2 protein-coding genes are annotated in these 3,858 nt (G+C 72.8%); both read right to left on the bottom strand.

Features of this window, described 5'->3' with window-relative positions:
* Window positions 1-126 precede the first annotated feature (126 nt).
* On the bottom strand, window positions 127-2,283 hold the full coding sequence (gene helR / locus N864_RS20010) for an RNA polymerase recycling motor ATPase HelR (RefSeq protein WP_034721538.1): 2,157 nt from the start codon (window positions 2,281-2,283) through the stop codon (window positions 127-129).
* Window positions 2,284-2,499: 216 nt separating this feature from the next.
* Complete coding sequence (locus N864_RS20005) at window positions 2,500-3,798, bottom strand: FUSC family protein (RefSeq protein WP_051518847.1); 1,299 nt, start codon at window positions 3,796-3,798, stop codon at window positions 2,500-2,502.
* Window positions 3,799-3,858: the final 60 nt, after the last annotated feature.

Below are 3,858 nucleotides of genomic sequence, written 5' to 3'. Positions count from 1 at the left end.
CGTCACTGCTCACTCAGAGTGAGCAGTGACGCAGGGGCCGGCACAGCACCTCAGGACGCGCTGCAACGTCCGCAGCCAGCCGTAAGCCGCTCAGCAGGATCCCGCCGCGGCGGCCCTCAGCGGGTCTCAGCCCGTCGTCAGGATCGCCAGCTGCCCGGTGGCGCGAGTCATGGCGACATAACGGTCCACGGCTCCCTCGATCCCCGTCCCGAACGCGTCCGGGTCGACGAGGACGACGAGGTCGAACTCCAGCCCCTTGGCCAGCTCCGGAGTGAGGGACCGCACGCGCGGCAGCCCGCCGAACGTCGGATCGCCGATGACACAAGCGATGCCGTCCTCGTGGGCGGCGAGCCACCGCTCCAGCAGGGTGTCCCGCTCCGCCGCGGAGCCGTGCAGGACCGGTATGCCGCTCTCCCGCACTGAGGTGGGCACGTTCGCGTCCGGGATGGCCGCCCGGATGACCGGCGCCGCCTCGGCCATGACCTCGGCCGGTGTCCGGTAGTTGATGCTGAGGGAGGACAACCGGACCCGTTCCAGGCCGACCCGCGAGAGCCGCTCGGCCCAGCTCTCGGTGAACCCGTGCCGCGCCTGCGCCCGGTCGCCGACGATCGTCAGGCTGCGTGAGGGGCAACGGGACAGCACCATCTGCCACTCGGCGTCCGTGAGCTCCTGGGCCTCGTCGACGACGACGTGGGCGAACGGGCCGGCGAGCAGGTCCGGCTCGGGGCGTGCGAGGGCCGCGCCGTCGACCAGGGCGGCGGCGAGATCCTCGCCGCGCAGCATGGACATCAGGTGCATCTCGGAGCCGTCCGTCTCGATGAGGTGGTCCACGACCTTCGCCATCTGGGCGCGCTGGTCGGCGAGGATCGCCTCCTCCCGCCGCCGGCGACGAGACGCCCCCGGGTCGCCGAGCCGCTGCCGGGCGACGTCGAGGATCGGCAGGTCCGAGCGGGTCCAGGCCTCCGGTGCGGGGCGCTGCAGCCGCCGCACCTCGTCGGCAGACAGCCCCGGCGCGCACCGGCGCAGATAGGCCGGCACCGACCACAGGTCCGCGACGACATCGGTCGCCTCGAGCATGGGCCACGCCCGGTTGAGGGCGAACGCCAGCTCCTCGTTGCGCCGCAGCGACGCCGCCACCTCCTCCGTCGACACGTCCTCGTCGAGGTCGAGCTGGTCGACGAGGATCGCGACGAGCTCGTCGAGGATGTCGTCGCGTGCCTCGTTGTGGGGCGTGCCCGGGGCCGGCGCGCGGAACGCCTCCTGCCACTCCGCGGGGCCGACCCTGACCTCACCCCAGTGCGTCTCGACGGTCAGCCGGTCGCGGGGCGGCTCCTCATAGAACCGGACGGCCGGCTCGACCGCGGCCACCATCTCGGTGCGGGCCTTCAGGCGCGCGACCTCGGGGTCAGGCTCATCCGTGGCTGCCGCCCCTTCGGGGAGAAGGTCGCGCAGCGTGCCCGTCTGCACCCCCTCCTCGCCGAGGCTCGGCAGCACGTCCGAGACATAGGCGAGATAGGGCTCGTGCGGCCCGATGAACAGCACGCCCCCACGTCGGTGGCCGAGCCGGGGGTCGGCATAGAGCAGGTAGGCCGAGCGGTGCAGCGCGACGACGGTCTTGCCGGTTCCCGGACCCCCGTCGACGACGAGAGGACCGCGGGACCCGGCGCGGATGATCGCGTCCTGGTCCGCCTGGATGGTGGCGAGGACATCCCGCATCCGGGCCGACCTCGCGCCGCCGAGGCTGGCGATGAAAGCCGACTGGTCGTCCAGCGCTGCGCGCTCGAGCCCCTCGAGACCGCCAGGGGTGAACACCTCGTCCCAGTAGTCGACGACCCGGTCGCGTGCCCACCGGTAGCGACGCCGCCGGGTCAGGCCCATCGGGTTGCCGTGCGTCGCGGCGAAGAAGGGCTCGGCAGCGCGGGTGCGCCAGTCGACGAGCAGCTGCTGCCCCTCGTCGTCCTTGAGCCCGAGCCGCCCGACGTAGACGGGCGGCGACCCGTCGGCCGGGACGACGTGCCCGAGGCACAGGTCGATCCCGAAGCGTCGCAGCGCGCGCAGGCGGGCCGAGAGCCGATGGATCTCCTGGTCCCGGTCGAGGGCGTGCTGCCCGGAGCCCCCGGGCCGCCGGCGCACCTCCTCGAGCTGGTCGGACAGGTCGGCGATGGTCGCCTCGAGGCTCTCCGCGATGGCGGCGAAGCGCTCCTCGTCCTCGGTGATGAGCGCGGGGTCGGCCTTGGCGGCGAGGTGGGCGGGCAGGGCAAAGGCGGTGGTCAGGCGGTCCACGTCATCAGCTCCGATCGAGGGGCGGGATTGCCTCGGGCCGTCATTCTGAGCCAGCACGGGGGCCTTGCCGCAAGACCCCCAGTGCGCTATACGTTGGTAATGGAGAGGAGTGGTCCTCTCCTTTTCCATGCGGGGAGCGAGCGCTGCCGCGGACTCGGCTCAGCGGCATACCGAAGATGTCGTATGCCGCTGAGTTTCCTTCCAGCGCAACTGGGCTCAGCGCTCCCCGCGGTCGCGCCGGACGGCGGCGATCTGTCGGCGCACCGGCTCACTGAGGCGCTGTCCGGTCTCGGCGACGGTGCGCGGCATCCGCTCGAGGCTGGGCCGGCGGCTCCACGCGGGCGCGGTCTGCTCCGGATGTTCGAGGTCGAGCTGCTGCAGGACCTGGTCGACGGCGGCGAGGACCGAGCCCTGCAGCATCCAGGTGTCGCTGCCGGGGCGGGCCTCGATGTCGACGAGGATGAGGTCGGTCAGCATGGCGCGGGTCTCGCCGACGACCTCATGGAGCCGCCCGAGGGCCTGCTCGGCCGACTCGATCCGGTCGCTGCTGATGAGGTCGGCGAAGGCGTCCAGGCCCTCGCCGAGCGAGTCGAGCACGACGGCGAAGGCGCCGCGCAGGGCGGCGGCCCGGTCCTCCTCGGCCGCGATCGTGCTCCACGCCCGTCGGATCATCACGAGCAGGACGTGCTCGGCCGTGCGGCAGCGGGCCAGCCGGTCGAGGGCGACCCGCAGCTCCGGGGCGATTCGCAGTGCGACGAGCGCGCGCGGGTTGAGCTTGCGGCGCTCCTCCGCCTCGTCGACCGCGGTCCGCGCGGCGATGACGTCGTCACCGATCGTGTCCGCCACCCGCAGCCACGCCTCCGTCTCCTCGGCGGAGGGAGCCCGCGCGGAGAGCGTCAACGCGACCTGGTCGAGCAGCTGGGCCTGCGACCGGGCGACGTCGCGGACCGTGTCCCGGGCCCGGGTGTTCGGGATCGTGACCGGCACGAGCAGGCTGAAGGCGACACCGATCGCCGTGCCGATGAGGGTGTTGACGATGCGCGTCTCCGCGGCGAGGCCGTGGGAGCTGACCCCGAGGATCAGCATCCCGCTGATCGGCACCTCGAGCAGCTGCTCGCCGAGCCGCAGCACCTTGGCGAGCACGAGCGATGCCGCGATGACGGCGCCGAGGCTCCACCACGACAGGCCGTAGTAGCCGGAGAGGGCGATCGCGACGAGGACGCCGACGAGCACCGCGCCGACCCTGACGAACCCCATCTTCAGGGTGCGGACCGTCGAGACCTGCACGACGAGGAGCGCGGTGAGCGGCGCGGTGAGGTCGATGACCTTGGGATAGAGCAGGCGCGCCGCGACGTAGGCGAGCACGGCCGCGCCGGTGAGGCGGCCGATCTGGGCCGCGTCGCGCCGGAGCAGTCGGCGCAGCTCGGCGCGGGTGGTGGGCATGGCCGGCCAGATCCGCCGGGCCGCCAGTCGCAGGCGGTGGCGGAGGCGCAGCCAGATCTCGTCACGGCGCATCGCTCATCGCCTCTCGCGATCAGGATGGCACGTCGAGTCTGGGGCCGCCTGACCCGTCGA

Origin of the sequence: Intrasporangium chromatireducens Q5-1 (genome assembly GCF_000576575.1) — a bacterium.
In the GTDB taxonomy this organism is placed as follows: Bacteria; Actinomycetota; Actinomycetes; order Actinomycetales; family Dermatophilaceae; genus Intrasporangium_A; species Intrasporangium_A chromatireducens.
Note: the sequence above shows the minus strand (reverse complement) of the source record. Positions and strands in the feature narration are given on the sequence as shown.